Raw genomic sequence first — 23,658 nt, 5'->3', positions numbered from 1 at the left:
TGCAAAATCAAAATTATCCTTAACACAGCCTAGTTATCAAGCAGCTCCTCCTTTAAAGTTAATTACCATTTGCAGCTTTTTGGTAAGAATTTGTTTGATCTACAGGAATGACAGCGGCTTTTAATGCCTCTTCTACCGACGATGAAAATTTATTCTTGTCTTGACCAGACCAATTTAACCGATCAGCTAAATAAGCAATTACTTGCTTCTTCCAGTCTTTTACGGTTTGTATATCAAATAAAATGGCACCTGTACGGCGGTTTAAGAAATCTATAGGTGTGGCAATCATTTCATGTTCAACGCTATAAAGTAATTTTGCAAATAGCACTGCAGGTAATTGATATTTTTTTGCATCAGACATATTATTTTTCAACAATTCAAATACTGTATTACTATTGGACCCATATGTTTTCACTAATGCTTCAGCCTCTTCTTTAGTAAGACCAATTTCCATACCTCTTTTAACTGTTGCTGTAATGAAAGATGGAAATTGTTTTGAACCTCCAACATCACCACCTGAAATTGGGAGATACTTCGTTTGACACGATTTGAAACTTCTCCCCTCTTCTGATTGTAATTTTCCAGACAATAAATCAACCACCATTTCAGCCATTTTTCGATAGCCTGTTAATTTACCTCCTGCAATGGTAATTAACTCCGATTTCGATTCCCAGATTTCATCTTTTCGAGAAATTTCTGATGCATTCTTCCCTTCTTCGTAAATAAGCGGTCTTACACCTGCCCAACTCGATTCAACATCTTTTTCACTTATTTTTACTTCAGGGAACATATAATCAATCGCATTTAAAATATAACTACGATCACTTTCTGTCATATTAGGATTTACGGCGTCTTTATTATAGAAAGTATCTGTTGTTCCGACATAGACCTTTCTGTCACGAGGAATCGCAAACACCATCCGGCCGTCTGGTGTGTCAAAATAGACTGCTTGTTTCAAAGGAAAACGGGATTGGTCTATCACTAAGTGAACACCTTTCGAGAGCTGTAGGAATTTTCCTTTTTTCGATTGGTCCATTTCACGAATTTGATCCACCCATGGTCCGGCAGCATTAACAACCTTTTTGGCATGAATTTCATACCTTTCGCCTGTTAATTGATCTTCGACCATGGCACCAATTACCTTGCCATTTTCATATAGAAGCTTTGATACCTTTGTATAATTACAAGCTATTGCCCCTTTTTCCACCGCGGCCTTCATAACCTCAATGGTCAGCCTTGCATCATCTGTACGATATTCTACATAATAACCGCCGCCCTTTAAACCAGATTTTTTTATAAGCGGCTCTTTTGCTAATGTAGACTGAGAGGTTAGCATTTTTCTCCGTTCCGACTTTTTAACACCAGCTAAGAAATCATATACACGCAGACCAATGGATGTGCTGAATTTACCAAATGTACCACCCTGATGAAGTGGTAATAACATCCATTCAGGCGTTGTCACATGCGGGCCATTTTCGTAGACAATTGCCCTTTCTTTTCCTACCTCTGCCACCATTTTAACTTCAAATTGTTTTAGATATCTAAGTCCGCCGTGAACTAATTTAGTCGACCTGCTAGAGGTTCCAGCAGCGAAGTCTTGCATTTCAACTAGAGCCGTATTCATTCCTCGGGTTTGTGCATCAAGGGCAATACCAGCTCCTGTAATTCCTCCGCCTATAACTAACACATCAAAAACTTCTGTTTTAAATTTGTTAACAAATTCAGTTCGATTTAAGTTTGAAAATTTCATAATGTAACTCCTCCTGCTTATATAATAGAATTTATTTTTCAGACGAAATAAAAAGAGACCACAAAAGACATTATCAATATTGATAATGTTTTTGTGGTCTCTCCGACTTCTCCTGCCATGTATTAACTTGCTTTTAGTATAACACTAAGTAAGGAAATTGAAAATAATTATTTAAAAGCCATTGTGGCCTTGACCGCTTTTTTCCACCCATCATATAATCTAATCCGATTTTCATCAGACATTTTAGGTAAAATCGTTCGTTCAACCGCCCATTGTTTTGCAATTTCCTCTTGACTTTCCCAGAAGCCGACAGCAAGTCCCGCTAAATATGCCGCTCCTAGTGCGGTCGTTTCATTTACAACTGGACGCTCTACTGGAACATCCAAAATATCACTTTGGAACTCCATGAGGAAATTATTTTTCACCGCCCCGCCGTCAACACGGAGCGTCTTTAGTTCAATTCCAGAATCTGCTTCCATGGCTGATAATACATCTTTTGTTTGGTATGCAAGAGATTCTAACGTAGCGCGAACGAAATGTTCCTTTGTTGTACCGCGGGTTAAACCAAAAACGGCACCACGAACATCACTATCCCAATAAGGAGTTCCTAAACCTACAAAAGCTGGAACTACATAGACACCATCATTGGAATCAACTTTTGCCGCATATGCTTCACTATCCTTGGCATCTTTAAACATTCTTAACCCATCACGGAGCCACTGAATGGCAGAGCCCGCTACAAAAATACTTCCCTCAAGCGCGTATTCTACTTTTCCATTCAGCCCCCATGCTATAGTGGTTAATAAACCATGTTCTGAGCGGACGGCATTCTCACCTGTATTTTTCAACATAAAACAGCCGGTACCATAAGTGTTTTTGGCCATTCCTTCCTCAAAACACGCCTGCCCGAACAATGCAGCCTGCTGGTCTCCTGCAACCCCTGCAATGGGAATTTCATTGCCAAAAAAGTGATAATCAACCGTTTTTCCATATATTTCAGATGATGGTCTAACCTCAGGCAGCATGGATTTAGGTACACCTAGAATATCCAATAATTCATCATCCCACTCTAATTCATAAATATTGAACATTAAGGTGCGTGAAGCATTAGAATAGTCCGTTACATGTGCACGGCCCCCGGATAGTTTCCAAACCAGCCAAGTATCAATCGTACCAAATAATAATTTTCCTTGATTCGCTTTATCACGTGCCCCTTCCACATGATCAAGGATCCATTTTACCTTTGTCCCTGAAAAGTAGGGATCAATTAACAGACCTGTTTTGTTACGAAATAGGTCATGATAACCTTTTTCTTTCAACTCTTCACAAATCTCACTTGTTTGTCTTGATTGCCAAACAATGGCATTATAAACTGGATGGCCTGTTTCTTTGTCCCAGACTACAGCTGTTTCGCGCTGGTTGGTAATCCCTATACCTGCAATTTGTTCAGGTTTAATTTCCGATTCTGATAAAACCTCTGCAACAACCGAAAGGATTGAACCCCAAATTTCATTAGGATTGTGTTCGACCCAGCCTGACTTAGGAAAGTATTGCTTGAATTCCTTTTGTGCTGAATGAACAACTTCTCCATTTTTATTAAAAATAATTGCACGGGAACTGGTTGTTCCCTGGTCAATAGATAAAATGTATTTTTCCACTATTCATTTCCTCCCAGAATACTATCTTCTAAAAATATCAACTTAATTTGGATATAAAAAAGGAGATTCACAAAACAGAATTAACCACAAAAAGGGTCTCTGCGTGAATCTCCTACTCTCCGTCACATACTGTTAACTTGTTGTGGAAAGTATACAATTCTACTAAAACCCATGTCAATAACTTTTTTAACATGAGAATGTTGTTAATGAGTTTAAAAAAAATCCTCCCATAACTCTCGTTTTGAAGTGGTGATAGCTGTAGCTCCTGCATTTAGCGCTGCATATACATCTTCAGAATTTCGAATTAACCCCCCAGCCAAAATGGGAATTCCTACACTCTCCTTCACTTCTGAAATAATCTTCGGCATTGCCCCTGGCAGGACTTCAATGTAATCGGGCTGGGTTTTTGCAATTAATTTATAGCTTTTTTCAAGAGCATGACTATCAATCAGGAAAATCCTTTGTACAGCAATTACCCCTTTTTGCTTTGCTTTTTGAATCACACTAGATTTAGTTGAGATTAACCCGTACGGCTTGAATTCTTGACAAATATACTCTGTCGCATAATCATCATTTTTTATGCCGTGGATTAAGTCCACATGGTAAATCATTTTCTTCCCTTTTTCCTTAGCCATACTATTAATATGTTTTAACTGAGCAATATGCATATCTAAAAATACACCAATCTCGTAAGGACTTCTCAAGAAGGATTCGAATTCCTTCATATTAGAAGAGGCAGGGATGATTTTTTGGTTCATAAGATTAATCCTTTCATCTCTGTTCTTATTATTTTTTAGGTTATAAAACAAATCAATAGGACCCCTAGGTCTATATTCAATAACTGGCTGAATGGTTTGATGATTGAAGCTCATAAGGCGCCTCATTTCTATTTTCACTCGGATTATTGTGACTTCCCTCAATCGCTTCTCTAATTTTTTCTGCCACTTCGTCCATTGCCTCTTGTGAGGTTACTTCCCCATTTAGAGCTCTGATGATGAAGTCTCTCATAACAGTGGAAATCTGGGAAATGACCTCTTGATTTCGCCAATCTTCTGCTGCAATAACTGGCGTATTTTCTAATTCATTTGAAAATATTTTAAACATCTCTTTACCAAACTCGTAGTTTAATTCATTATTATCTAATCTTGAACTCAACAAAAGAGACTCTTGATTGAATTTTGCATTAACTTCCTTTGTTGATAAATAATTAATAAAATCAGCTGTTTCGTCTTCTACCTCAGTATTTTTGAAGCCCATGATATATTTTCCACCAGGAACAGAAGAACGAATCTCTTTTTTAGGAAGATAGGTTACCCCCCACTCGAAATTCTCAATATCGCTATAGTTGCTTAGCATCCAGTTTCCAGATAAGTGAGCAGCAGCCTGTCCTGAGCGGAAAAGTTTAATTGGATCTTCCACACCTAGCCAAACCGATTCAGGAATGATCGCATCTTTATGAAGTTTGATAAAATAATCTAATGCTGCTACGCCTTTTTCATTATTGATTGCTGGTGCAGAACCATCTTCTGTCATGAGGCTTCCGCCAAATTGATAAACTAAAGTGGAATATCTGCGAGGGGTAAAATCAACTAACAGCCCGTGTTTTGCCCCGCCTTTTTGTTTCACCGTTTTAAGAGCGTCGGCAAATTCATCCCAGGTCCAAACTTCTTCAGGGGTTTGCGGAACTTGCACTCCTGCTTTATCGAACAATGATTTGTTATAAATGATGCAGGTTGCCGTAACATCCATCGGTGCTGCAATAATTCTATTCTCCTTTACATAATAAGGTTTAATTGCTGGGAGAAATTGAGAAGTAAATTCTTCCTCTCCCTCAACATATGGTGTTAGATCAAATGCAAAATCAGCAAAATTCCCAGTATCTGTTATTCGCGCTAATGCTGGAGGTTCCCCTCCTGCAATCATTCTTTTTAATTTGGTATCTAAATCTTGATAAGCCACTTCTATTAATTTAATTTCAACATTTTGATTTTTTGCCTGATAATCCTTAATAATCTCTTTCATTACCTTTCCCTCGACACCGTCACTAAACCAAAGGAAATCCAAGGTAACTTTCTTTGAATTGTCAGATCCAATTGAATCTTTTGGACTTGGATTGTAAGCACAGGCAGATAGTGTAAATAATATAACTGATGTTATTAAAATAATAGAAATCTTTTTCAATGATTCTTTCACCTTTCTATGATCGACCTTATTTGGGATGTGAAATACATAACCCTCACTATCATTATACAAAAAAGACCCTATAGTTAGACTTATTATGTATATCTATACTATAGGGTCTTTATTAGGGATAAAACCCTTTAAATTTTATAGATCATAAACAAAACTTCCATCTTCTGTTTGTTGTAAAGGCTGTCCGTTCACCAATAGCTCTCGTGTTTCACCTTTTGGCAAATGGAATGTAATTTGCTTATATGATAACTCGAAGACTCCTACTTTTTCTAAAGAAACTTCCAATCGATCACTGGTTGTTTTCATGTGAACATGAAGTTTAGTATGATTTTCTTGATAATTTGAAGTGATTCCGTCATCCTCGTACAATACATAATCTGATGTACCTGTTAGTTGGTGAGGGAACAACTCAAATCCCCGTTCATCGTTTGTTTTTGTTAGAAATGAACAGTCTGCATCATTCACTGGAATGATACTGCCTGCTTTTACAAGGAACGGTGCATACGTTAATGGTGCAGGTATCGTGACAGTTTGTCCACCTTCATACCAGGTTGATGTATGGTAATCGTACCACCCGCCATCGTACTTTGGTAAATACACTGTTCGCTCAGTTGCTCCTTCTTCTACCACTGATGTAACTAGAATAGAATCACCTAACATAAAATCATCACATTCTTCATACGTCTTTTTATCATGACCAAACTCGTAGAAAGTTGGTTTTATGATTGGTTCATACTGATCGTGAGCATTGTATAACAAAGTATATAAATATGGAGTTAATTTTTGTCTAAACTTAATTAAATCTCTAATAGCATCCGCTGATTCTTCATACATCCAAGGAACATTAACCGTTTGGTCATCATTCCATGAATGTATCGTAAACCTAGGATAGAAAATTCCATTTTGCACCCAGCGGACAAATAATTCCGGTGACGGAGCAGGACCAGAAAATCCACCAATATCATGACCGATATTATATATCCCTGATAAGCTTAAACCAATGGCCATTTTAATATTGTATTTTACGGTTTTCCAGCTCGTATAATTATCACCTGTCCATGTTTGAACATATCGCTGCATCCCTGGACTACCAGAACGTGAAATTAAATACGGCCTTTTTTCTGGTGAAAATTCCTTTTGCGCCTCATAGGAAGCCTTCATCATTAACAATGGCTGTAATGCACGTAAAAGTTCAAAATCTACCTCTTGTCCAAACCCATTGCTTCGGATGTTTTTCGTCCAAATTTCAAACTCATTGTTATCATTCCATGTAGAATCAATACCATATTCCAGTAATGCTTCCGTTACCTGCTTTTTCCACCACTCATACGTATCTTTATTTGTAAAATCGAGGTAGGCTCCAATTTCATCCCAAAACTGTGCCATTTCAGGCGTCTCGCCATCCAGTGATTTAATAAACATCCCTTTATCTTCTAATTCTTTGAATAATGGATGGTCTTTTAACAAGCAAGGCTTGATGTTCGCACAAAGATGCACATTCTTTTCATGATACCCTGCTGAGAACCCTTTAGGATCTGGAAACTTATCTCTATTCCAGTTAAATACATAACGTTTATCCCCAATAGATGTATAGCCTGATGATAATTGGAACGAATCACAAATAATATCATGTTCTTCACATAATTGCAGAAACTCATTTAATCTTTCTTGGGACTTCGGTAAATCTGTATACGTCATTGTAGATCCCGAATAACCCAAGCTCCATTTTGGCTGGAAAATCGTTTTCCCTGTTAACCAAGTGTATCTTTTTACAACATCCTTCACTTCTGGACCAGCTATGATATAGTAATCTAAATCTCCCGCATCTGATTGGAAATAGCGATACCAGCCATGATAATTATCCATTTCATTCCCCATATCAAATACTGCTTTTGACATATTATCATAGAATATTCCAAATGTAATATTTGTCTGTTCATTTCGGGTGATATAAAACGGGATATGTTTGTACAATGGGTCGGTATATTGGGCATCGTATCCCATTGGATCAACATTCATCATTCGATAGCGCTTACCATAGCGATCAGTTTCTCCCGCCTTTTCCCCTAAACCGTAATAGCTTTCTTCCTTCGTTCTCTCGATATAATGGAATATACCTTCTCCTAGTGAACCATCAAAATTATAGGCTTGAGTTTTCCGATCATTCATAAGGTGAATATACTCTGATCTTTCGGAATCTCTATAATACCAATGTATAATGAACCCATTTAAATCAATTTCAACCTTTAATGATGACGTTTCAATATAAAATACTTCTTCTTTTTCATACGAAACATAGTCTGGCAGACTAAATGGACTAACATCCAAACGGTCTCTGCCTTCCATTGGGACATCATCCATCCCCGGTGCCACTAACCATGTTTGTGGCAGCGATAGCTTATCGCCCTTTGTCATTAGAACACGAACAATATCATTTTCTAAAACTAATACCCTAGCAATAACATCACAATGATTTAATTTAAATGATAAGCAATTATTTTCTTCATTGATAAACTCGAACATGTATTTTTCACGGATTGACATAATTTTTTCACCTTACGCTTTCTATTGAGTGACTTTAACTTAAGCAGATTTTATTTTACTTCCATCGTTATTATCCTTCCAGATATCCTCATACTTATAACCAGTAAGATTTTCAACCACTTCTTTTGTTTGTGGATCCACTTTCAGTTTTGAACCATTATTTTTTAATCTATCAATCTCATCGACTAGTATTTTATGAGTTTGTTTATTTAATTTAAAGGAGAAAACAACTAGTAAGGCTGCAACCAGAAGTACAGAAGCACCAATGACCATTGTATAGACGATTGTATGAACTGCCTCTATAGTCTGTGTTTTTTCTCCAGCAACAAAGCCGCCCCATTGTAGTACAAGTCCCACAACCATAGTAGCCAATGCAACAGAGGTTTTTCTAGCGAATGTCATAACGGCTGCAAATAATCCTTCCCGTCTTTGTCTAGTTACAATTTCATCAATATCCGGAATGAAAGGGAATACATTCCACGGTGTAAAGTCCAAAATGGCTCTGCCAACTTGATAAAATGCAGCGATTACAAACAGCATGACGACCATTGAATCAGGCTTCGTTAAATAGACTGCATAAAACGCTCCCAAACAGATAAGCATGACAGAATACGAGATTTTGTACAGATTACCTGGGCCTACTTTTATCATTAAGAATCCAGCTACCAGCATAATTGGCACCCCAATGATACTAAGTGAGAGCAAGTCTGCAGCAAGGGATGATGAAATGCTAAGTGCAAACACACAGAAATAAACAAATACAGCATTAAATACGTCTTTAGCAGTAAACGATAATAAATAAATTGCTAAATGTTTACGAAAGCTTTTTATTTTCAAGGTAGTTCCATATTCCTTTAAAACAGATCCAATCGTACTAAGTGTTTCACCAAAACTCTTAGATTTGCCGGATTGTGCGATAAACTCTCTTTCTTCTTCAGGTGTAAGCTTCTTTTCCCATGTTACTTTATAAGAGATAAAGATACAGATTGCAAAAAGTATCGCAAAAAATACAGCATTGATAAAATAAGCATACGCATTATCCTCACCAAAGTAAGCGATTAAACGGCCAGGAACAAACGTGGCTAAAAATACACCTGTACCAGACATAAACATTCTTGCTGTGGATAATTTCGTTCTTTCATTAAAATCCTTTGTCATTTCGGAAGGAAGCGTTTCCCACGGAATTAACACTAAAGCCATGACGATTTCAAATAACAAATAACTGATTAAGTAGTACCAATAATTCATTCCTGTAAACCAGAGCAACACATATGTTGCCATTAACGGTGAACCAATTAATAGGAAGAAACGGCGTCTGCCAAACTTTCGACCCAATTTAAATTTAAAGAAGTTATCTGTGATACTGCCGATAGATAAACTCACTACGGCATCCACCACACGAGCTATAGCAATAATGGAGGCACCTTCAACAGGAGTTAAACCCACAAATGTTGTATAGTAATACATTAACCAAGCGGCAATAACGGTAAAAGCACCGCCACCCATGATGTCCGTCAATCCATAACCAATGGCTCTAGGAATGGTAATCTTTTTCTTACTGTTTGTCATATAATCCCCTTCTCTCTCCTCATAAAATGTAACTACTTTTCTCCCTGTCCCAAGCCAACGGTTTATTGGAGGGATAAAAATTAGCGATAATGTGTCTTTTCGTATATTCTCTCCTGCAATTGCAATCCCTTACAAAAGTAGTTGAAAGTGCTTTCTTGTTTTTAATTTTACCTAACTATCATTAGACAGAAATGTTGAAATTTTTGATGTAGTTGTTGAAAATGTTGACTACCGTAAATAAAAAAACCGCAGCACATGAATTTCATGTGATACGGCCATGAGTGAAAAGTTGAAATTTTGATGTTGAAAGATTTGATTACTTATATTTTTTATATTCAGAAGGTGTTGTTCTCATAATTTTCTTAAAAACTTGACCAAAATATCTTGCATCAAGAAAACCTACCATTGTTGAAACTTCGTTTGCTTTTAAATCAGTAGTAGTTAAGAGTTTTTGTGCCACCTGAATCCGTTTTTCGGTAAGGAAATTACTTAGGTTTTCTCCTGTATCCTTTTTAAAGGTCCGGCTTAAATAACTAACACTAACATCTAGTTGTTCTGCAATAAACTGTGCATTTAAATCTGGATTACCATATTGTTGTTCAATAATTCGTTTTGCCTGCTCTACTACACCTAAGTTATTTTTATTCATTGTTTCATAAAGATGTTTTTTCACCTTCACACAGGTTTGCTTCATAAATTCAAGTAGTTGTTCAAAGGTTTTACACCGTTCAAGTTGTTCATACCCAACGGTCATTGAAAAATTTTTATCCCATTTTGCAACGGTCAATCCTAATTTAATTAATAACTCTAAGCAAAGATTTAATACTAACTGTCTATCAAATGTGTATTTTAGCTCCTTGAATAGTCCCTCAATTTGAAGCAGTATCTTCTCAAGTTCCAATTCTTCAAACTTTTCAAGAAAGCTCGATAATTCAGCTGAGAAATTATTGTTATAATGTTCCGTACTAGATTCAGAATAAATATGAATCTTCCCTTTTCCAACAAAATAACTCCGTGATAATGCTTTTATTGATTGTAAGTAAGAGGAGTGTAAGGTATTGATAGAAGTAAACATTCCTCCAATCCCAATTGAAACATGGATGCGATCCTCATAAGAAAAATAACTCAATATATGTTCAGCAATATCTTTTAATCGTGTTTCTACCACTTTATCTGGCAATAATAGTGAGAATGAAGGTATTACCAAAAATTGTTGATTATGGGTTACAAATCTTGCTTCCATATTTTTTGTTCGTAATAAGTCCTTGATTGATTTTGTAACCGTATCATTTTGTATCTCACTATCCATTTCTACTGTTATCACGGCACCTTTTCCAGGCGTAAAATCGATGCTTTGATTTATATTTTTTGTCGGTACTATGCCCTTAACCGTCATTTCATATAATAAAGATTGTTCTATAATGGGTATACTCTCCTGAAGAGCATTTTCTAAATATTCATAATTTTTCTCTTTATCTCTTTTTTGTTCTATGGTATTTACTGCATTTTTTATCACAACCATTACTTCTTCGACGACTGTTGGTTTAAGTAAATAATCAAAAACGCCATATTTAAAGGCTTCTTTAGCAAATGTAAACTCATCATATCCTGACAAAAGAATCATTAAGATATCTTTATGATTTTGATGAACAAACTCCGCCAATTCTAGGCCTGTATGTCCCGGCATAACAATATCCGACACTACGATATCTGGCTTAAGTTGATTAATTAGTTCTTTTCCTTCGTAACCATTCGAAGCCATTCCACAAATTTCGCAGCCAAGAGCTGACCAATCGATTTTTTCAGATAATCCTTTACTAATAAATGGTTCATCGTCAATAATTAGTACTTTCAACATTTAGATTCCCTCCCCTCTTATAGGTAAAGTCAGCACAAACGAGGTTCCCACGTTAATATTACTTTCAATCTTTAAACCATTATCATCACCAAATAATAATTGAATCCGGTTTTGAACATTTAATATCCCATTTCCTGTTCCTCTGTTGTCATCAAGACTTACATATCTACCCTCGGAAAGAGCGGCGACTTTATTTTCATCCATACCCACTCCATTATCTAAAACTTCAATGTGTAATTTGTTATCTTTAATTTTCCCATTGATAAATAAGTATCCGTTTCCAATTTTCTTTTCTATTCCATGGATCATAGCATTTTCAACAATTGGCTGCAGAATCAGTTTTGGAACTAGACAATGTTTAGCCTCTGGATCAATGCTAACAGAATAATGAATTCTATCTTGAAACCTAATTTTTTGAATCGTCATATAATCATCAATATAATTAATCTCTTCTTCAAGTCTAATGAACTCACCATTATTCGTTATACTTTTTTTCAACAGCCTGCTTAAAGAGGTGGTCATTTTACTAACTTCATCTGATTTCCCAAATTGTGCCATCCAATTGATTGTGTCTAGCGTATTATACAGAAAATGTGGATTTATCTGGGCTCGAAGTGCTCTTAGCTGTGCGTCTTTTTCATTTATATCCTTCTGATAGATGTCTGAAATCAAGTTATTAATTTTACTCATCATTCTATTAAAGCTTTCGCCAACTCTACCAAGCTCATCCGAACGGTCGATTTGAAGCTGTACATTGAAGTTATCTTTTTCAACCTCATCCATCACCAAACTTAATTTGTTTAAAGGTCTGACAATATAATTCGTACTAATCCAAATGATAATGATACCAATAATAATCGCTACTATTCCGATTAGAAAGATGGTCTTACCAATAAGTGCAGGGCCTTCCGAAATTTCATTCATACTTATTAAAGAAATGATTTTCCATCCTGTTAATTCAGATTGATAATTGTTTATAATCATTTCCCCAGAATCCGGTATTTCTATTAAGGTATCGGAATTAGCTAAAGGCTTAGATGAAGTAGACAGCCATGATGTAACCGCACTTAATTCCCTTTTATTAGAATTAGACATAACCACTTTATTTTCTTTATCCAGTATAATGATATGTCTTTCTTCCGTTGGATCAAATTTCTGAATCCGCTCCTGTAAATATGCTTGATCCAAAGACATTGTTAGATAACCAATGACTTTCATTTTATAAGAGTGTATATCGTAAATCACCCGATTCGCTGTAATTACAGACTTCTCAACGCTCCAAGTGATTTTTCCACTTGAATCGTAAAGTTCGGGACGTAATGTATTAAGAAATTCATAGTTATGGTTATTGACACTTCTTCTAAAATTCACCCTTACGCCTTCAGTGTCATACAGATAGACAAGATCGACTTCATTAAACATGACAGTCTCATCTGTTATTTTGGATAATAAATTTTTATTTAGGAAATTTTTTTCTTTACTATTTTCGTATGCAGCTGGTAATAGCACTTGTACATCATTATTAAAAGTTACACCATCCATCACACGATTAAAGGATTCCACCATATTATCTATACTTTTACTAATTTGCATGACCATAACAGTATTATATCTAATTGCCTCATTAATCTGAATTTTTATAGCAATACTATAGGTAATAATTGCAGTCAACCCAATGATTAGGCTGATACTAAGAGCATTCTGGAATAACAATTGATTTTTCAAATGGCGAAATCTTAAGAAACGTTTAAACTTCATATTCCTGCACCGTTGCTTCCCATAATATATTTATTTATCTTAATATAACAAAATTATTTCAATTAGATAAGTTACTTTGTTCTTCGGAACTACGAACAAAACAAGGCCCAAGTGCTGATTATTCACTTGGGTCTTGTCAAATCATATTTAAATTAAAGTAATTGCGTTGAAAAAAAATTAAACCAAAAGTTATAAGAGGCCAACCATTTGAAGTCCATGAGTAATCCCATTGTCTTCCACTGATTTTGTAACATATTTTGCGACTGCCTTTACACTTTCTTCTGCATTTCCCATTGCTACACTATTGGTTACAGTTGAAAGCATTTCCATATCATTTAGTCCGTCTCCAAAGGCATATTGTCGTTCCGCAGGAATATTTATTGCCTCAACTATTTTTTCAATGCCTTTAGCTTTCGATCCTCCACTTGGGAGTATATCCACTGAAACAGGATGCCATCTCACAAAATCAAAATCAGTATACACCTGTTCATATTGTTTTTCTTCACCTTCTGGACAAAAAAGGAGAGTTTGATAGAGCTCCCGTCCTTTGTAATAAAGCGGATCATGGGTAGGGAAAACGTTAATTTTTAAGGTATCAATACTTTCCTTAATGTAAGCATGTTCTGGAACATTTGCTTTCATGTCCTCATGGTCCATAAAGACAACAGGATGATTGTTTTGAAGAGCTGCTGCTGTTAACTTTTCAAGAGATGAAATCTTTAATGGGTTTGTATACAAGACTTCGCCCCTATACACGACGTATTGCCCATTGTAACTAACGAAGGTGTTAATATCCAATTCTTTTCGCAAATCCTCGAACATAAAAGGAGCTCGTCCGGTTGCAATGGCTACTTCATGTCCTAGTTCCTTTAATTTAAAAATGGCTTCTTTGGTAGATAGAGGCAATTCTTTGTCATGAGTGAGTAAAGTTCCATCTATATCAAAGAATATAATACTTCTTTCTTTCATTATTGCTTCCAACTTTCCATTTTGTTTTTTTAAAAGAAAAAGCGGTTAAGCTGTTCCTCTTTCAATTAGTTTGACCGATATTTCCTTATTTAAGATATCACTATTTACTGCTTGCAAGAATAGGTTTTTTCCCATCTCTTCAAGTGGGATTTCTATGGTGGTAATATTCATCATTTTCGCAATAGGTTGATTATCAAATCCAATGATGGCAAGTTCATCTGGAATAGAGATATTTTGGGTCTTACAATAGGTAACGATTCCAGCTGCAACTTGATCGCCCGTCACCAACAATGCAGATGGCGGAGTATCCATATCTTTTAATTGTTTGATGACTTTCTCACCATCTTCGAAATAGAGGCACTCATCAATAATGTAATGGGGCTGGAATAGCATATTATATTTTTTAACAAAATCTCTATATGCTTTCTCTCGATAACTGCTACTTGTTCCAGTTTTTCTGCCTATACAATATCCAATTTTTCTATGACCTTTATCGTACAAATATTCTAAAGCACGAAAAAAGATTTTATAGTGGTCAACATAAGTAGATGATAACTTCTTCGCTTTATTAACTTCACATAATACAATTTGTCCAAATGGCAAATGCTCTTCAATAACAGATAACTCACACGCTCTTGAACAAATAATGAGGGAATCGATTTGTTTTTGTTTTAACATTTGTAACGCTTCTCTTTCCCTGCTTTCCATATAGTCTGTTTGAAATAAGACCAATTTATAGTTATGGTTGAATGCTTGCTTGGCTATTCCCTTTAATAACTGAGCAAAATATGGATGATCGGAGAACGGTAGCACTACTCCCATCAACTGTGTTTTCCCCGTGCTTAAATGAACAGCATTGATGTTTTTTTGATAATTGGTCGATTGAATTGCCTTTAAAACAGCATTCTTTTTTTCTTCACTAACATATGGGTGATTGTTTAGCACACGGGAAACAGTGGTTTTGGATACTCCTGCGATTTTAGCCAAGTCTTTGATATTTGCCATGTTCTCACCTAATTATTTCGAAATATAATGTTTTGGTTGTAAAATACCCGTTTTTTTTAGATTCATACAGAACAAAATATTCTACTGGTAAACCTTGTAGGTAATTCCTTTATTTTATAATTGTGGTTCATTAATTGTAAATGTTTTTTTTACAGTAGAATCGATGAAATAGTCATCAAATGATTGGATTGGTTCCACTTTTATCACTTGTTTAGATGACTTTAAGCAATAGAACGCCGAAACATAGACTAAAAAGCTAAGTAAAATTAATTCAAACATGCAATGAACTCCTCACTTTCTGTAATTTGTTTTGAGTGTAAATGATGAAACGCGTTCCATGTCAAATTCCATAATTAAATGTAACTAAGTAACCAGAAAACAACCTAAAACATAATTTTTAAAAAATGGAAAAGAATAAAGTTTTGGAGGTGAAAAAAATGGATGAGAATACGAAGAGCTATCCCAATGCAAGTTTAGGCGGAAAAAAGTCTAATGAAAAAGGTGAAGGTGATTCAGGCCATATGCGTTATGGTCAGGGGAACAAGGGTGAGAGTAAAGGTAGTAATAAGTAAAAGAACCTATTGAAGACTTGAGGTTCAAATCCTTTATCCATTGAGGACAAATCCTTACTTGGTGCTCGGGTGATTTGTCCCTAAGACCCTGTATTGAGGACATACCTTGCTTGGCGCTCATGCGATTTGTCCTTAAGTCCCTGTATTGAGGACAAATCTTTGCCTGGTGCTAAGGCCATTTGTCCTTAAGACCCTGTATTGGGTACATACCTTGCTTGCTGCTCACGCGATTTGTCCCCAAGATCCTGTATTAAGGACAAATCCTTGCTGCTGCTCACGCGATTTGTCCCCAAGATCCTGTATTAAGGACAAATTCTTGCTGCTGCTCATGCAATTCGTCCTCAATGCACATAGAAGTAAAAAATTGCCGAGAAAGATACCTTTCTCGACAATCTGAGAAGAAGCACGCCTAAGCGCGCTTCTTGTTTTAGCTATTGACGAAATGTCTGATGTTGAAAGCTATGCATCGGCTGTGATTGGAAGGATGGATTTACAAACGTTTGAGGTTGAAATCCAACTGAACCTGCCTGACCTGACAATTCCCTTTCCAGCTGATTACATTGAGCGATAACTTCCTGACATCTCTGAATCGCCAATTCATGTCCTTGGAGGCTTTGTTGAATCGTTTGAACTGCCAACCGTTCTTTTTGGATCATCTGCTCAAGCACCTGTGCATTATGCTGCTCATTTTGAAGCATTTGTTGATATTGCTGATTTGCCATTTGCGTTTGTTGAATTAACTGCTGAGCCAGCTGACGACATTGTTGGATATGAGTGATGGAATGTTGGCTTGTTTGCATTCGTAAATCCCTCCATTTTTAGGACTTTTCTTGACCTGCTTAGGGTTGAAATTCAACCCTCTATTATATTCCACATTTAGTCGCCGTCTCATTCTCTTAGCTAAATACCAAATAATAATGAGAATAGCCATTAAATTGTCTTTTACAGAAAAACAAGGAACCCTTTTTAGGATTCCTTGCTTTTGTCGATATTATTTTCCAATAAACATTTGTGTCCAGTGGTTACCAGACTTTTCGTACCCTACTCCAATATGAGTAAAGTTAGCACTTAAAATGTTCTTTCTATGCCCTTCACTGTTCATCCACGCATTTACGACTTCCTGAGGTGTACGTTGTCCTTGGGCGATATTTTCTCCAGCCGATTTATACGTCACGCCAAAGTCCCTCATCATGTCAAATGGAGAACCATAGGTTGGGCTAGTATGTGAAAAATAATTGTTTTGAGCCATGTCTACAGATTTCTTTTGTGCCACGCCGCTTAGTTTTGTATCGTGTAGTAAAGCTGGCAGACCGTTTTTACTGCGTTGTGCATTCGTTAAATCAATCACCTGTTGAACGTATGCACTGACGTCACCAGTTGCTGGTGCCGGTGCCGCAGGCTTAGGTGCTGGTGCTGCTGGTTTTGGTGCCGGAGCAGCTGGTGCTGGTGCCGGTGTAGCCGGTGCTGGTGCTGGTGCAGCTGGTCCTTGTTGTTGATTTGGTGCTTGTGCTGTTGGTCCTTGCTGTTGAGTTGGTGCTTGTGTTGTCGGTCCTTGCTGTTGGTCAGGAGTCATTCCTTGTTGGCCACCAAATTGGTACCATTGGACTGACCCGAACGGAATATACCTATACTGAGCGTGTTGGATTAATATCGCTTTTGTATGAGGGTAACTTCTACTGTCTAAAGTTGTTCGATCAGCAGAAATATTCAGGCCATCGTTCATATTGTTGTTATTGTTAATGTTATTGCGTACATTTGTGACATTACGGTCTATACCACGACTTAATGGATTGTAATGTACATTATTTGTGTAAATGTTTCGATTTGTCGTACGGTCGTTATTTACATTGGTCATATTGTTGTTTCGATTGTTTGTACGGTTGGTTCGATTGTTCGTACGATTATCATTTACATTGGTAATATAACCGTCATTGTTGTTCCGATAATTCGTGTTACGATCCCAATCCGGATCATTATTATCATTATTGGTGTAATCCTCGGTTAGAGGACCATTATGGTCAATACCGTCATCTCTGTTATTCCCAACATTTAAAAACGTATTGTCTCGATCTGCCCTGCTTGTACGTACGTCGTCTGCTGCATTATTATTGTTATTACACGCAGCTAGACCGAATGTCAAAACACCTGTTAATAGTAAGCCTAAAGGCTTTTTTATCAAACTGATTACCCCCTTGCAAAATTATTTTTTTGCCTTCTTAGTTTTGATTATTTTTCAATAAATATTGATGGAAAAAATCGTGTGTTTTTACATAAAAAAACCCGTATGGTAATGAAACCAAACGGATTTTTCTGTATTTAAAGGGGCAAATTATTGCTATATATTTTCTTGAATGAACAACTGTGATTTTTGATCAATTTTTTCAAAGGCATTGGTCGCTGGTTTCATAATAAATAGTGCTAACAGGTTGCCGCTATACAATAGACAAATCGGCGGCGCATAGGATAATACAAATAATATGCCGAAGCTGCCAATCAACATATAAAAGGTAGATAGTGGATTCATAATCATTACAAAGAAAGAGTTTTTAATGACCTGACTGATTTTCATATCATAATGCACAAAAATGGGAATGACATAAAACATCATTGAAATAAAAATCAGTGTGATAATAAATAATGGAACATTAAGAACAGAGACGAATGGATTCGTTGCCTGTTGGATGAATTGAAAATCAATATACAAGATTAAGCCAATGGCAACAATCATCGCACCGAGTAGATTACTCTTTAGAAATTCCCGTTTATATGCAGTCCAAAAAGTCTTAAAAATAGACATTTCATCGTTTCCTAGCATCCATTTACGAGCAACTGCGAACATCGCCACTGTTGCAGGAAAAAAACCAAAGATGATGAGACCTAGGAGCGAAAATGAAATCCATAGTAAATTTAAAAACGCTAGTCTTGATATCCATTCAAGCAATTTATTAAAACTGCCTAAAAATCCTGAAGTGTCCATTTGTAATCCTCCTTGAACCGTTATACCCTGCGTTTTAAAAACATTGTTACTTTGCCACTTCCATTAAGGGGGTCGAAGTGGCAAAGTTAAAAGGTTGGGATATTCCTTACCATGTTACCCCTTTAACCCACTCGTACTGATTCCTTCAACCACATGACGCTGAAAGAGGAAAAAGATCACGAATACAGGTATTAGTGTAACAACTGACATCGCAAACATTGCACCCCAGTTGGATACTGTCTCATTACTCAAGAACATATTTAACGCCATTGAAACTGTGTATTTGGTTGGACTATTTAAATAAAGAACCGGTCCTAATAATGACTCCCATGTCCAATAAAATGAGAATATTGCAGCCGTAGCTAATGCTGGTCTAATTAATGGCAAAATAATTTTGGTGAAAATCTTGAAAGTTCCACAGCCATCAATAATCGCGGCTTCATCGAGTTCCCTTGGAATGGTCCGAATAAACTGGACTAATAGGAAGATGAAGAACGGATGTCCAAAATAGGCTGGAATTGCAAGTGGTTTTATAGAGTTGAGCCAATCAAGTTTTGAGAAAATTATATATTGAGGTACCATTACTACATCATGCGGAAGCATTAAGGTAACCATCATAATTCCAAACCAAAAGGCTTTTCCTTTAAACTCAAGACGTGCGAACCCAAAAGCAATAACTGCCGATGAGATTACCTGTCCGATTAAAGTAATAACAACTAGAATGGCTGTATTTTTAATGAAGACACCAAATGTATTACCGCCAATCCCTTTCCAACCGTCTACAAAGTTCGTCCAAATCCATGGATCTGGGATAAGTGATTTTGCCGTGACAAAAATGGTATCACTAGGTTTAAATGAACTCATTAAGAGCCAAATAACTGGGTAAAGCATCAAAATCGCAAAGCCGCCGACAAGTATATGATAGATCCACCATCTTGGTGATTTTAATTTTACTGCCATTGTTATCTGCCTCCTTCCGATTCATAGTGAACCCAATATTTCGATGTAGTAAAAATAATGGCCGTTAATATTCCGACAATAATCAGCATAATCCAAGCCATTGCTGAAGCATACCCCATGTTGAAGAACTCAAAGCCTTGTATGAATAGATATAAAGAATAAAGTAGAGTTCCGTCTAACGGACCGCCTGTACCCTTTGAAATAATAAAGGCAGGTACGAATGTCATAAAGGCTGCGATCGTCTGCATTACAGTATTGAATAGAATGACAGGACTAAGCATTGGCAGAGTAATTTTGAAGAACTTTTGAATTCCGTTTGCACCGTCAACACTTGCTGCTTCGTAATAACTTTTTGGAATACCTTTTAATCCAGCTAAGAAGATCAGCATGGAAGAACCAAATTGCCATACGGATAAGAAAATCAGCATCCACAATGCTGCCGTAGGGTTACCAAACCATCTGACAGTTGAAAGTCCTAGTACATCAAGAACAATATTAACAATCCCTAAATCACCAAAAACATTTCGCCACATAATCGCAACGGCAACGCTGCCGCCAATCAAAGAAGGTAAATAGAACAAAGAGCGGTACAGTCCTACAGCCCTTGAAGCTGTATTTAACATTAAGGCAATTAATAAAGCGAAGGCGAGTCTTAAAGGAACACCGGCCAACACATAAATCAATGTAACTTTTAAAGACTGCCAATAACGGGGATCGGCTGTAAACATTTTTATGTAGTTATCCATGCCTATCCATGTTGGGCTTGCAAACAGATTATAATTTGTAAAAGATAAATATAAAGATGCCAGTATAGGAATGAATGTAAAAGCTAGAAATCCAATAATAAACGGACTGATAAACGCATAGCCTGTCAGGTTTTCCTTAATAATACGGGAACGCTTGCTGATAGAAGTGATCGTGACATCTGCTTGTATATTTTCCTTCATCACACGTGTATTCATTTATTCATCTCCTCTTTCTTTGGACTCTTTCCTAAGATGAAAGGACGATAGCTGATCGTTGATGTGATCAGCTATCGAAGTGGAAATTATTTTTTGTTTTGTGCTAAGACACTTTCAGCTTGTTGTCTAAACTGTTTAGCAGCATCTTTCACAGATAGATTTCCATAAGCCATTTGTTCAGCTAAACTATCAAGCGTTTCAATTACTTGGCCGGCACCAACTGGGTCTGGACCATCGAATTCAGAGCTATTTCCTTCTGCCCAATCCACATAATCAAAAACTTGGACTTGTGCTGGTGAAAGCAGTGGCTTCAATGCTTCTTTTACAACGGAAGAACCAGGAACACCACGGTCACCAAGATTTAATTTGTTTGCTTCGATATCATTGATCATGAAATCGATAAACTTTGCAGCCTCTTCTTTATGCTTTGAATTGTTGCCAACTGACCAGAACATACTCGGTTTTAAATATAAACCTTTTTCGCTGTCAGGACCTGGCATTGGAGCAATAGCAAGTTCTCTATTCGCAACTTGTTGAAGACCTACAAACTGGTTAGACCATTGCCAAATACCAATTGCATTTTGAGTTACGACAGGATCATCTTCAATCCCTTTCAACTGGGCTAAGAAGTCAGGTGTTGGAACCGCTTTATCTTTTACTAATCCAGCTGTCATATTGAAGAATTCTTCGAACAATTTATCATCTTTATACCCTAGAGAAGCACCATCTTTGCTATAAAGTGACTTTCCTTGTGTTCTTAAGAAATAGTTGAAGAATACATCTGCTTTCATTCCTGTGTCGATAAATACGCCAGCAGCTTTTGCTTTTGCTGCGATTTCTTTGTAATCGTCCCATGTCCAATTTTCAGGGATAGAATCTACACCAGCTTTTGCAAGTACAGCTGGATCATGATGGAAACCAACAACGTTTACACCAGCGTTAATTCCAAAAAGCTTGTCGCCAAGTTTACCGCCATTGATGATATTTTCAGCAATATCTTTTGTATTAATTTGTTTATCCAAATATGGAGTTAAATCAGCAATTTGGTTGTTTTGCGCGTACTGTGAAAAGTAAGATAGATCCATTTGAATGATATCAGGAAGCTCATTTGCTGCTGCCTGTGGAGCTAGCTTTTTCCAGTAATCATCCCATGCTGCATATTCTGCTTCGATTTTTACATTTGGATTTTTTTCTTCATACATTTCAATTATTTTAAGTGTATAATCATGTCGCGGCTGTGATCCCCACCAAGCAATACGAAGAGTAACTTTTTCATCTTTTTTGTCTTCTTTAGGTTTAGTTTCTTCACTGCCCGTTGAACTGCTGCTATTACATGCTGCTAATGTAAAAACTAAAACAAAAGAAAACAATAGCGTTAAAAATTTCTTCATTCTTTATTTCCCCCTTCTTTTTTCACACTTTTATGTAAGTGTTTACATTCTTAATTATGCATTGAAATCAAAATAGTCTGAATCCAATTTTCCGCTTTGTTTGTTTAAAAATCAGACATTTAAAAAAGCTCTCTTGAAACAAGCAGGTGCGTGCTTGTTTTTAAGAGAGCTTTCTTTTGTATATAGATTAGTTATTGGTAGTGAGGATTTTGTTTGCTTCCATTCTAAATTGCTGCGCACCCTCAGTTGGTGTAATTTTCTTAAACAAGATTTGTTCGGAAACATCTTGTAATAGTTTCACAACCTCATTACTGCCAAGAGGATTTGCCTTTTCGACGATATTGTTTTTATTTTGTACTTTATTTACATAGTCGAATACCTTTTTCTGATTAACAGATAAATCTGGTTTCATTTTCTCTGCAACCTTTGCAGAAACAGGCACTCCTCGTTCACCTTTTATTACTTTATTTGCCTCGATATCATTTATGAAGAAATTAATAAATTGAGCTGCAGCTTCTTTATGCTTTGAACTTCTTGACATCGAAAAAAGCATACTAGGCTTTACTGTAAGACCCAAATCCTGTCCCGGTCCTGGAGGAGGAAAAAGCTCGAGCTGTCGGTTTGTCGCTTCCAAGAAACCGATGTATTGGTTCGAATATACCCATTGCATCGCTGACTGCTGCTTTACTAGCAATTCATCTTCGATACCTTTAATCTGTTCCGTAACATCTGCTCTTGGAAAGGCACCTTGGTCGAGGAGCCTCAATTGCATGTCGAAATACTCAACAAATAATTGATCATCATCATACCCTAATCCAGTTCCAGATTTATTATATAAATCCATTCCTTTTGTACGTAAGTAATACGAGAAAAATACATCTGGTGACTTCATCCCGTTCGTACCATAAATTCCCTTATCTTTATGAACCTGTAGAACAATTTTTTCAAAATCACTCCAAGTCCAATTATCTTTTGGCTGATTACCCGCTCCTGAAGAAAGTAAATGGGGGTCAACAATAATTGCAGGGGCATTTAACCCTAAAGGAAAGCCATACAAATGCTTATTGATTTTCCCGCCTGAAAGGATCGTCTGATTAATTGAGTCTGTCTTAATTAGCTCTTGATTCACATATGGTATTAAATCTTCAAGCAAGAAATTTTCACTATATGTTTTAAGATAAAGCATATCCATTTGGATAACGTCAGGAAGTTGATTCCCGGCTGCCATCGGAGCTAATCGTTTCCAGTAATCATCCCAATTTGAATATAGCGGCTCTACATTAATCGTTGGATATTTTTCCTCAAACAATTCGATTACTTGCAAGGTATAGTCATGACGGGGTTTTTCGCCCCACCAGGCAATTTTTATGGTTATTTTTTCTTTCCCTTTACTCTCGGCAGAATCTACTAAATCGAAATCTCCACATCCACCAGCAAAAAGTACCATTACTAGGGATAAAGTAGAAAACAAGAGTTTTTTCATTTTTTTCCC

19 protein-coding genes are annotated in these 23,658 nt (G+C 36.6%); 1 reads left to right on the top strand and 18 read right to left on the bottom strand.

Annotated features, from left to right (window positions below; all coding sequences use genetic code 11):
* Nucleotides 1-58: 58 nt before the first annotated feature.
* The 11 genes from BANA01_RS17660 to BANA01_RS29965 form a co-directional block, all read right to left on the bottom strand.
* Entirely contained in the window at nucleotides 59-1,750 is a 1,692-nt protein-coding gene (locus BANA01_RS17660) for a glycerol-3-phosphate dehydrogenase/oxidase (RefSeq protein WP_063254163.1), read from the bottom strand.
* Nucleotides 1,751-1,917: 167 nt separating this feature from the next.
* On the bottom strand, nucleotides 1,918-3,408 hold the full coding sequence (gene glpK / locus BANA01_RS17655) for a glycerol kinase GlpK (protein WP_063254162.1): 1,491 nt from the start codon (nucleotides 3,406-3,408) through the stop codon (nucleotides 1,918-1,920).
* 212 nt (nucleotides 3,409-3,620) lie between these two features.
* Nucleotides 3,621-4,166: a glycerol-3-phosphate responsive antiterminator gene (locus tag BANA01_RS17650; protein WP_063254166.1), complete on the bottom strand. Its 546-nt coding sequence runs from the start codon at nucleotides 4,164-4,166 to the stop codon at nucleotides 3,621-3,623.
* A gap of 76 nt (nucleotides 4,167-4,242) precedes the next feature.
* Entirely contained in the window at nucleotides 4,243-5,589 is a 1,347-nt protein-coding gene (locus BANA01_RS17645) for a sugar ABC transporter substrate-binding protein (RefSeq protein WP_235847171.1), read from the bottom strand.
* A 147-nt stretch (nucleotides 5,590-5,736) separates the two neighbouring features.
* Nucleotides 5,737-8,145 (bottom strand): glycoside hydrolase family 31 protein, encoded by a 2,409-nt coding sequence (locus tag BANA01_RS17640; protein WP_063254161.1) that lies wholly within the window; start codon nucleotides 8,143-8,145, stop codon nucleotides 5,737-5,739.
* 39 nt (nucleotides 8,146-8,184) lie between these two features.
* Nucleotides 8,185-9,714, bottom strand: coding sequence for an MFS transporter (locus BANA01_RS17635; RefSeq protein ID WP_063254160.1), 1,530 nt, complete (start codon nucleotides 9,712-9,714; stop codon nucleotides 8,185-8,187).
* 316 nt (nucleotides 9,715-10,030) lie between these two features.
* Nucleotides 10,031-11,572 (bottom strand): response regulator, encoded by a 1,542-nt coding sequence (locus BANA01_RS17630; RefSeq protein ID WP_063254159.1) that lies wholly within the window; start codon nucleotides 11,570-11,572, stop codon nucleotides 10,031-10,033.
* Complete coding sequence (locus BANA01_RS17625; protein ID WP_063254158.1) at nucleotides 11,573-13,330, bottom strand: cache domain-containing sensor histidine kinase; 1,758 nt, start codon at nucleotides 13,328-13,330, stop codon at nucleotides 11,573-11,575.
* Between the two features lie 189 nt (nucleotides 13,331-13,519).
* Complete coding sequence (locus BANA01_RS17620) at nucleotides 13,520-14,299, bottom strand: Cof-type HAD-IIB family hydrolase (RefSeq protein ID WP_063254157.1); 780 nt, start codon at nucleotides 14,297-14,299, stop codon at nucleotides 13,520-13,522.
* Between the two features lie 45 nt (nucleotides 14,300-14,344).
* Nucleotides 14,345-15,304 carry a LacI family DNA-binding transcriptional regulator gene (locus BANA01_RS17615; protein ID WP_063254156.1) on the bottom strand — a complete coding sequence of 320 codons (960 nt, stop codon included), beginning with the start codon at nucleotides 15,302-15,304 and terminating at the stop codon, nucleotides 14,345-14,347.
* Between the two features lie 114 nt (nucleotides 15,305-15,418).
* Entirely contained in the window at nucleotides 15,419-15,583 is a 165-nt protein-coding gene (locus BANA01_RS29965; protein WP_169803714.1) for a hypothetical protein, read from the bottom strand.
* Between the two features lie 158 nt (nucleotides 15,584-15,741).
* Here BANA01_RS29965 and BANA01_RS30655 point away from each other — a divergent pair, with 158 nt between their 5' ends.
* Nucleotides 15,742-15,876, top strand: a complete 135-nt coding sequence (locus tag BANA01_RS30655; protein ID WP_268875096.1) for a hypothetical protein — start codon at nucleotides 15,742-15,744, stop codon at nucleotides 15,874-15,876.
* 431 nt (nucleotides 15,877-16,307) lie between these two features.
* On the opposite strand, the gene BANA01_RS17610 is transcribed toward BANA01_RS30655, so the two are convergent.
* The 7 genes from BANA01_RS17610 to BANA01_RS17580 form a co-directional block, all read right to left on the bottom strand.
* On the bottom strand, nucleotides 16,308-16,676 hold the full coding sequence (locus BANA01_RS17610) for a hypothetical protein (protein ID WP_063254155.1): 369 nt from the start codon (nucleotides 16,674-16,676) through the stop codon (nucleotides 16,308-16,310).
* Nucleotides 16,677-16,867: 191 nt separating this feature from the next.
* Complete coding sequence (locus tag BANA01_RS30775; RefSeq protein ID WP_082799575.1) at nucleotides 16,868-17,599, bottom strand: CAP domain-containing protein; 732 nt, start codon at nucleotides 17,597-17,599, stop codon at nucleotides 16,868-16,870.
* Between the two features lie 612 nt (nucleotides 17,600-18,211).
* A complete protein-coding gene (locus BANA01_RS17600; RefSeq protein ID WP_063254154.1) occupies nucleotides 18,212-18,853 on the bottom strand; it encodes a YesL family protein in 642 nt (213 codons plus the stop codon).
* A 114-nt stretch (nucleotides 18,854-18,967) separates the two neighbouring features.
* Nucleotides 18,968-19,813, bottom strand: a complete 846-nt coding sequence (locus BANA01_RS17595; protein ID WP_063254153.1) for a carbohydrate ABC transporter permease — start codon at nucleotides 19,811-19,813, stop codon at nucleotides 18,968-18,970.
* Nucleotides 19,814-19,815: 2 nt separating this feature from the next.
* Entirely contained in the window at nucleotides 19,816-20,760 is a 945-nt protein-coding gene (locus BANA01_RS17590; protein ID WP_063254164.1) for a carbohydrate ABC transporter permease, read from the bottom strand.
* Nucleotides 20,761-20,861: 101 nt separating this feature from the next.
* The gene (locus BANA01_RS17585; RefSeq protein ID WP_063254152.1) at nucleotides 20,862-22,166 is read right to left on the bottom strand and encodes an ABC transporter substrate-binding protein; all 1,305 of its coding nucleotides are present in this window, start codon (nucleotides 22,164-22,166) and stop codon (nucleotides 20,862-20,864) included.
* A gap of 187 nt (nucleotides 22,167-22,353) precedes the next feature.
* Nucleotides 22,354-23,649 carry an ABC transporter substrate-binding protein gene (locus tag BANA01_RS17580; RefSeq protein ID WP_063254151.1) on the bottom strand — a complete coding sequence of 432 codons (1,296 nt, stop codon included), beginning with the start codon at nucleotides 23,647-23,649 and terminating at the stop codon, nucleotides 22,354-22,356.
* Nucleotides 23,650-23,658 lie beyond the last annotated feature (9 nt).

The sequence above is a fragment of the Neobacillus niacini NBRC 15566 genome (assembly GCF_001591505.1).
Classification (GTDB): domain Bacteria; phylum Bacillota; class Bacilli; order Bacillales; family Cytobacillaceae; genus Neobacillus; species Neobacillus niacini.
The sequence above is the reverse complement of the archived record's forward strand: the minus strand, read 5'-3'. Positions and strand labels throughout refer to the sequence as shown.

What these genes read in the sequence shown, in the direction of transcription:
- BANA01_RS17660 (WP_063254163.1), bottom strand. Translation starts at nt 1,750, where the DNA reads ATGAAATTTTCAAACTTAAATCGAACTGAATTTGTTAACAAATTTAAA.
- BANA01_RS17650 (WP_063254166.1), bottom strand. Translation starts at nt 4,166, where the DNA reads ATGAACCAAAAAATCATCCCTGCCTCTTCTAATATGAAGGAATTCGAA.
- BANA01_RS17640 (WP_063254161.1), bottom strand. Translation starts at nt 8,145, where the DNA reads ATGTCAATCCGTGAAAAATACATGTTCGAGTTTATCAATGAAGAAAAT.
- BANA01_RS17635 (WP_063254160.1), bottom strand. Translation starts at nt 9,714, where the DNA reads ATGACAAACAGTAAGAAAAAGATTACCATTCCTAGAGCCATTGGTTAT.
- BANA01_RS17630 (WP_063254159.1), bottom strand. Translation starts at nt 11,572, where the DNA reads ATGTTGAAAGTACTAATTATTGACGATGAACCATTTATTAGTAAAGGA.
- BANA01_RS17625 (WP_063254158.1), bottom strand. Translation starts at nt 13,330, where the DNA reads ATGAAGTTTAAACGTTTCTTAAGATTTCGCCATTTGAAAAATCAATTG.
- BANA01_RS17620 (WP_063254157.1), bottom strand. Translation starts at nt 14,299, where the DNA reads ATGAAAGAAAGAAGTATTATATTCTTTGATATAGATGGAACTTTACTC.
- BANA01_RS17615 (WP_063254156.1), bottom strand. Translation starts at nt 15,304, where the DNA reads ATGGCAAATATCAAAGACTTGGCTAAAATCGCAGGAGTATCCAAAACC.
- BANA01_RS29965 (WP_169803714.1), bottom strand. Translation starts at nt 15,583, where the DNA reads ATGTTTGAATTAATTTTACTTAGCTTTTTAGTCTATGTTTCGGCGTTC.
- BANA01_RS30655 (WP_268875096.1), top strand. Translation starts at nt 15,742, where the DNA reads ATGGATGAGAATACGAAGAGCTATCCCAATGCAAGTTTAGGCGGAAAA.
- BANA01_RS17610 (WP_063254155.1), bottom strand. Translation starts at nt 16,676, where the DNA reads ATGCAAACAAGCCAACATTCCATCACTCATATCCAACAATGTCGTCAG.
- BANA01_RS30775 (WP_082799575.1), bottom strand. Translation starts at nt 17,599, where the DNA reads ATGAACGATGGCCTGAATATTTCTGCTGATCGAACAACTTTAGACAGT.
- BANA01_RS17600 (WP_063254154.1), bottom strand. Translation starts at nt 18,853, where the DNA reads ATGGACACTTCAGGATTTTTAGGCAGTTTTAATAAATTGCTTGAATGG.
- BANA01_RS17595 (WP_063254153.1), bottom strand. Translation starts at nt 19,813, where the DNA reads ATGGCAGTAAAATTAAAATCACCAAGATGGTGGATCTATCATATACTT.
- BANA01_RS17590 (WP_063254164.1), bottom strand. Translation starts at nt 20,760, where the DNA reads ATGAAGGAAAATATACAAGCAGATGTCACGATCACTTCTATCAGCAAG.
- BANA01_RS17585 (WP_063254152.1), bottom strand. Translation starts at nt 22,166, where the DNA reads ATGAAGAAATTTTTAACGCTATTGTTTTCTTTTGTTTTAGTTTTTACA.
- BANA01_RS17580 (WP_063254151.1), bottom strand. Translation starts at nt 23,649, where the DNA reads ATGAAAAAACTCTTGTTTTCTACTTTATCCCTAGTAATGGTACTTTTT.